We start from the raw sequence: 6,387 nt of genomic DNA on the forward strand, positions 1-6,387 counted from the left end.
TCCGAGATCTTCGATCTTCAGACAAAAAAATAATATCGCCGAATGAATCCTCCTAAAAGAGGTCGGATCGGTGAAAAAGAAGGACGGTAGCCCTGTCTACCCCACAAACGGAGTTTTCAGAAATTCTCGAGAGAGAATTTTAGAAGGCGCTGCGATAGCTTTCGCTCGTAAAGGTTTCCATGGAACTTCTCTAAGAGAGATCAGTAGAGAATGCGGGTTGGAGCAACCTAGTATCTATCATCATTTCCATTCCAAAGAAAACCTATTCAGAAAAGCATTGGTCGCCACTCATTTGATGATATTGAACGATATCCGAAGCAGATTGGTAAAAGACAAAGGTTTAAGAGAAGAAGTTGTCTCAGTATTCAGAGCAATCTGCGATATAGCGAGACAATTTCCTGATCGGGCTAAACTTCCATTCAGCTTGGTATATTCCGCACCCGAAAATCTGGTCCAAGAATACACGAATCATTATGGTGCTCAGTATAGAAAGTTATTGGATGCGGCCGTAGATCGTAACCCTCCAGCCAAAAATGCAGAATTAAAGCTTTCACTTCTCGTGGACCTATTGCATAGTTTGATACTTTCTATCTCCTCAGTTCGCTTTTTCGAGGATAGGGTCAGAGGTTTGGAAGAAAGAATTGATCATATCCTTCTTACTTAAGCCCGAAAGCTAAGTTTAAGACTCTTTTTTTTCTCGTAAGCCTCGGTCGGTTAGGTTTTCTGGTCCCCATGAGCGCACCTGAAATCGTACCAATCGGCCAACTCCCTCCATTAGGAGTGGTCCCTAAGAAAATGCATGCACAGGTTATTAGACCAGAGCGTTTTGGAGACCCGATAAAGTCCATCCAAGCTGAAGAGATCGACGTTCCTGAAATTAAACCTGACGAAGTGCTGGTTGCAGTTATGGCAGCCGGAATTAATTATAATAACGTTTGGGCCGGCCTCGGATTTCCGGTCGATGTAATCGGCGCGAGAAACAAAAAAGGCGAACCTGAAAAATTCCATATCGGTGGTTCTGACGCTTCGGGGATCGTATATAAAGTAGGTTCCGAAGTTACGAACGTAAAGGTAGGAGACGAAGTAGTCCTACACTGCGGGATCTGGGACAAAAATGATCCTTGGATTAAAGCAGGGAATGATCCTATGCTTGCTCCTTCCGAATTGATTTGGGCTTATGAAACGAACTGGGGATCCTTTGCACAATTCTGTAAAGTCCAAGACCACCAATGTCTCCCTAAACCAAAACATCTTTCTTGGGAAGAAGCAGCTGCTTATATGCTCGTTGGAGCAACTGCATATAGAATGCTTCACCACTGGAAACCGAATGATGTAAAACCAGGGGACGTAGTTCTTATCTGGGGAGGAGCAGGTGGATTAGGAGCTATGGCGATCCAGATCGTAAAAGCTGCTGGTGGAATTCCAATCGCAGTAGTTTCTTCCGATGATAAGATCGAGTTCTGTAAGAATCTTGGCGCTGCCGGAGTGATTAACAGAAACAATTTCAAACATTGGGGTGCTCTCACTTCTGATATCAATAAGCCTGAAGTATTTGTAGAATGGACCAAACAAGCCAGAGAATTCGGAAAAGCTATTTGGGACATCGCAGGAAAAGGAAACAATCCTAAGATCGTATTCGAACATCCAGGTGAAACCACCATCCCTACTTCAGTATTCGTTTGTGAAACTGGAGGAATGGTAGTTATCTGTGCTGGAACCACAGGTTATAATGCAACTGTTGACTTAAGATATCTTTGGATGCGCCAAAAACGTCTCCAAGGTTCTCACTTTGCAAATGACGAGAACGCAGCTGGCTTAAACCAACTTGTGATCGACAAGAAAGTGGATCCTGCTCTCTCTCATACATACAAGTTTGAAGAGACTGCACATGCTCACCAATTGATGAAAGAAAACAAACACCCTTCAGGAAACATGAGTATCTTAGTCGGAGCGGACAAGCTCGGATTAGGTAGAAAGTAACCTGAAACAAAAAGGGCTTGGGAATAAAACCCGAGCCCTTCTTATGTAACTCCATTCAGAAATCTTAAAATACAATCATGAAAGCTGTACAACTTTCCTCTTTCGGAAAAGAAAATCTCTCCTTAATCGATTTACCAGACCCAGGCAAGCCAAGCCCGGGAGAAGTTTTAGTCCGTTTTAGGGCGGCTTCCTTAAATTTCAGGGATTATCTTGTTGTCCAAGGAAAGTACAATCCTAATTTCCCAGTTCCAATGGTTCCTTGCAGCGATGGCTCAGGAGAAATTGTAGAAATAGGAGAGAATGTCTCAGGTATAAAAGTCGGAGACAAGATCAACGCAACCTTTGCACCTTATTGGTTGTCAGGACCCGCAAACAAAAAAGAACTCAGAACTACATTAGGTGGTCCTTTAGATGGAACACTAAGACAATACGCAATTCTTCCTGCGACAGGTGTGGTTCCAATGCCTTCTCATCTTAGCTTTGAAGAAGCAGCCACACTTCCTTGTGCGGGACTTACTGCTTGGTCGTCCTTCTTTGTGGAAAACAAACTCAAAAAAGGAGAATCTGTAGTTATACAAGGAACCGGTGGAGTCTCCCTATTCGCATTACAATTTGCTAAAGCTATTGGAGCTACTGTTTATTTAACTTCTTCTTCAGATGAAAAACTGGAAAGAGGAAAGTCCTTAGGCGCAGATCACCTAATCAATTATAAAAATATTACCGCTTGGGGAGAAAAGATCAGAGAGCTCACAGGCGGAGAAGGCGCGGACCACATCGTAGAAGTGGGAGGAGCCGGAACATTAGAACAATCCATTAAGGCAGTAAAACTTTTCGGCACAATCCATTTGATCGGGATCTTAGCTGGCGCCATCAAAGATTTGAATCTTCTTCCGTTAGTTATGAACCAAATCAAAGTCCAAGGGATTGTGGTGGGTCATAGAGAAGGTTTCCTTGCTATGAACAAGGCTATAGAAGAATGGAAACTCAAACCTGTAGTAGATAAAGTCTACGAACTTTCCGAATTCAAAGATGCATTAGAGTATCTGAAAGACGGAAAACATTTCGGAAAGATCGTAGTTAGAATTCCTTAAGCTGCAGATCCTGCAGCTTCTCTCTTTTGTGTTTTCGCAGAAGAATATAAGTGATCTTTTTCCTTGTACGCCATAAATCTTCCGAAGCCGTTTTCTTTTCCTATCTCAGGAACAACGACTCCATTCTCTACTGCAATTTTTCCATTAATCAATACTGCACGGATCGCTTCTTCGTTTCTACGAACTAAGCGGACCATTCCACCAAATTCTGGCATTGGAGTTTCTTGGATGGTTTCCACTTTTTCATTTAAACCATTTGGATTTAGAAGAACGATATCTGCTTGGGCCCCTACTTTTAATTTGCCTGTGTCCAAACCGAACCAATCTGCAATCTCTCCTGTAACTCTCCAAACTGCTTTTTCCGCAGAAAGAAAAGGTTTCCCTTCTGATTCCGCGTCTCTGACTAATTTCAAAAAACGTAATGGAAAATTATAATGCGCCATTCCTCTTAAGTGAGCGCCCGCATCCGAAAATCCAATCAATACATCAGGATGACTTACTATATATTTTAAAGGACCCTTACGATCATTCCCGATCACTGTATACCAGCGGATATCATTTCCATACTCAGCACATAGATCCAAAAATGTCTCGACCACATGTTGTTTTCTTTCTTTCGCCAATTCAGAGAAAGATCTACCAACTAGTTTTTGGTCAGGACATTCTACAATCTTAGATTCGTTAAAGTCTCTATGGAATACTCTAGGCAAGAACCAATTCGTCCATTGTCTTCGGAACCATTTTCTATATCCTTTATCAAGGAGAAGTTTTCTACGTTCTGCAAGGTCTGCTAAATGTATTGCTGCGGTTCCCGCACCGAATTCTTCGAAGACCACTACGTCTACTCCATCTGCATAAAGATCGAATACTGCAGGAACAGCCTGCAAACGAACATCTCCTTTCAAGATCGTATTCACGATCCGAGTTAGAAATGCCACCAACTTGTAAATAGAACGGTTCGACCTTGGATCCATAAGAGAAATGATTGTGGTCTTAAGTTTTTTTCTGAAAATCCCAAGACTTTCCTTAAAGAACAATAGAACATTATACTTTGTAGAAACGTTCGGCACTCCTTGGAAAATTCTATCTTCTCTCCGAACGATTTTATTTAATCTGCTAATTTCAGACCATTTAGCAAATGTAGAAGGAAGAGGTTTACTTCTAAAACGACTACCATCCATCTTATCCCAGGTAAGTGTATTGATAGAAAGTCCTAAGTATCCGCAATCAATCGCTTCTTGTAGAAGTTTTTCCATTTGCAACATCTCTTGCTCTGTAGGTTTCACTCCATAAGAAAGAGATCGTTCTAATCCCATCGAATAAGATCGAATAGCAGAATGTCCCAAGAATGTAGAAACGTTCGGTCCCAAAGGAAGAGAATTCAAATGATCCGCATATTCTTTCATTGAATTCCAAGTTTTCTTTTTTTGTAATAGAGGAAGCACCTGCTCTCTTGGAATTGCTTCTACCCTACTGAACATGTCCGCAAGATCTTCTGGTGATCCGATACAAAGACTAAGAGAACAACTTCCCATTGTAATAGTTGTTACTCCGTGCATCACCGACTCTTTAAGTCCTGGAGAAGCTTCTACTTCTGCATCATAATGTGTATGAAAATCTATAAATCCTGGAGTGACCCAAAGTCCTTTTGCATCATATATCTTTTTTGCATCACCTGGAATTGATTTAGAAATCTGAGCAATCTTTCCATCTAAAACTGCTATATCTCCTATAAAGGATTCTTTTCCTTCTCCATCGAATATTCTTCCATTCTTGATCAGAACATCGTATTTCATAATGATTCCTCTTCTCTATTCTATCTCTTAGAGCTTCGCTAAGAAAGTGTATAATAATCCATAGTCAATCTTTTTCAAACTTTTGGAATATAGATGAACAATTGTTTACAATAGATAAAAATGTTTTGATACGTTCAACGTCTCGTTAGATCTTTATGCCGAGCGGAATATGCGAATCTCTTACATACCGTCTCCGAACCTCCTTCACCAAATTGGAACATGATCTACAAAATAGGTAGCCCTTCTCCCTAAATACGTTAGTCAGGCTTGAAAATTCAGATTTTCCAGCTTGGGGCCTTCTTCACATGACCCATCCCTAAAGGAATGTTTATAAAAAACCGACCGTTATAAAAAGAAATTAGTTTCATATCAAACGTTATTTTATCATCACTTTTTTCGAACGTTTTATCTTGACAGCTTTGCCTCTGGATTTAATCTTCAAAAGCTCGGTTTTGTACCGAGTGATACAGATAAAAAAGCGAACAAGTTAAAACTAAGCGAATCTCAATCTGAGACCATATAGACAGCAAGAGAATAGTGAAGAGGTAAACTCAAATGCGTAAATTAGGATTAGCGGTATTACTCCTATTTTTGTGTAGCGGCACGTTGTTCGCTTCAGGGGGAGGATCTTCCTCCAAACCATTAGCTGGATCGTATCCAATCGTTCTTTCCCACGGACTTTTCGGTTGGGGAACTGATTCATCCGGCATCATCAGCATCGTTAACTATTGGGGCGGAATGGATTCCTATCTGACATCCCAAGGTGCAACAGTATATGCTCCTACTAAAACTGCGGCTCAATCTAATGAGACTCGTGGTGTTCAGCTAAAAGACAAAGTTCTTGTTTATATAGCTGCAAATGGCTTTAGCAAAGTGCATATCCTTGGACACTCCCAAGGTGGATTGGATAGCCGCTATGCTATCTCCAACCTAGGACTTTCTTCTAAAGTTTCTACTTTAACTACTTTGAACACTCCTCACAGAGGATCTCCTATCGCTGATATCGTAACTACTGTTCTTCCTGATTGGATCAAACCTTTCGTTAGCGGTATCTTAGGAGCTGTAGTTCAATTAGTATATGGCGGCGGAAACCAAGACGCTCTTGCAGCACTAGGTTCCTTAACCACCAGCGGAACTGCTGCTTTCAACACTCGCACTCCGAACGTTTCTTCCGTTAAGTATTTCTCTTACGGATCTTACATCACTATTCCTGACCTGATCCAACACCCTTTAATGGGAATCATCCAACCTGCATGTGTTGCTGGTGGATTGTTCAACGGACAAGGCGGAACTTGCGACGGACTTGTTCCTTACACTTCTTTGAAATGGGGAACTTTCAATGGCGGACCTGATTATGGACTATTTGTAACTGGTGTAGACCATTTGCAAGCTTCCAACACTTTGAATTCCGGAAAACCATGGTACGATGTAGAAGGTTACTTCCTGAAAATGGCTTCCAACGCGAAAGCTAATCAGTAATTTCGAACGTTGTGTCTGAAAAAAGCCGGGAGGTTAACCCC

General features: G+C 41.4%; 5 protein-coding genes. 4 read left to right on the forward strand and 1 reads right to left on the reverse strand.

The window, feature by feature from the left end; translation table 11 throughout:
• Positions 1–70 precede the first annotated feature (70 nt).
• The 3 genes from CH362_RS15770 (at position 71) to CH362_RS15780 (ending at position 3,071) form a co-directional block, all read left to right on the forward strand.
• Positions 71–664 (forward strand): TetR/AcrR family transcriptional regulator, encoded by a 594-nt coding sequence (locus CH362_RS15770; RefSeq protein ID WP_100711277.1) that lies wholly within the window; start codon positions 71–73, stop codon positions 662–664.
• Positions 665–732: 68 nt separating this feature from the next.
• On the forward strand, positions 733–1,980 hold the full coding sequence (gene ccrA / locus CH362_RS15775) for a crotonyl-CoA carboxylase/reductase (RefSeq protein WP_100711278.1): 1,248 nt from the start codon (positions 733–735) through the stop codon (positions 1,978–1,980).
• A 77-nt stretch (positions 1,981–2,057) separates the two neighbouring features.
• Entirely contained in the window at positions 2,058–3,071 is a 1,014-nt protein-coding gene (locus tag CH362_RS15780) for a zinc-dependent alcohol dehydrogenase family protein (protein WP_100711279.1), read from the forward strand.
• Here the strand turns inward: CH362_RS15780 and CH362_RS15785 are convergent.
• Entirely contained in the window at positions 3,068–4,867 is a 1,800-nt protein-coding gene (locus CH362_RS15785) for an N-acyl-D-amino-acid deacylase family protein (RefSeq protein ID WP_100711280.1), read from the reverse strand. The genes CH362_RS15780 and CH362_RS15785 overlap by 4 nt on opposite strands.
• 555 nt (positions 4,868–5,422) lie before the next feature.
• Between CH362_RS15785 and CH362_RS15790 the strand changes: the two genes are divergently transcribed.
• Entirely contained in the window at positions 5,423–6,346 is a 924-nt protein-coding gene (locus CH362_RS15790) for a lipase family alpha/beta hydrolase (RefSeq protein WP_100711281.1), read from the forward strand.
• The last annotated feature ends 41 nt before the right edge of the window (positions 6,347–6,387 follow it).

This window comes from Leptospira saintgironsiae (genome assembly GCF_002811765.1).
In the GTDB taxonomy this organism is placed as follows: domain Bacteria; phylum Spirochaetota; class Leptospiria; order Leptospirales; family Leptospiraceae; genus Leptospira_B; species Leptospira_B saintgironsiae.

Coding starts and splice junctions, on each gene's coding strand:
- CH362_RS15785 (WP_100711280.1), bottom strand. CDS start 4,867: ATGAAATACGATGTTCTGATCAAGAATGGAAGAATATTCGATGGAGAA.
- CH362_RS15780 (WP_100711279.1), top strand. CDS start 2,058: ATGAAAGCTGTACAACTTTCCTCTTTCGGAAAAGAAAATCTCTCCTTA.
- ccrA (WP_100711278.1), top strand. CDS start 733: ATGAGCGCACCTGAAATCGTACCAATCGGCCAACTCCCTCCATTAGGA.
- CH362_RS15790 (WP_100711281.1), top strand. CDS start 5,423: ATGCGTAAATTAGGATTAGCGGTATTACTCCTATTTTTGTGTAGCGGC.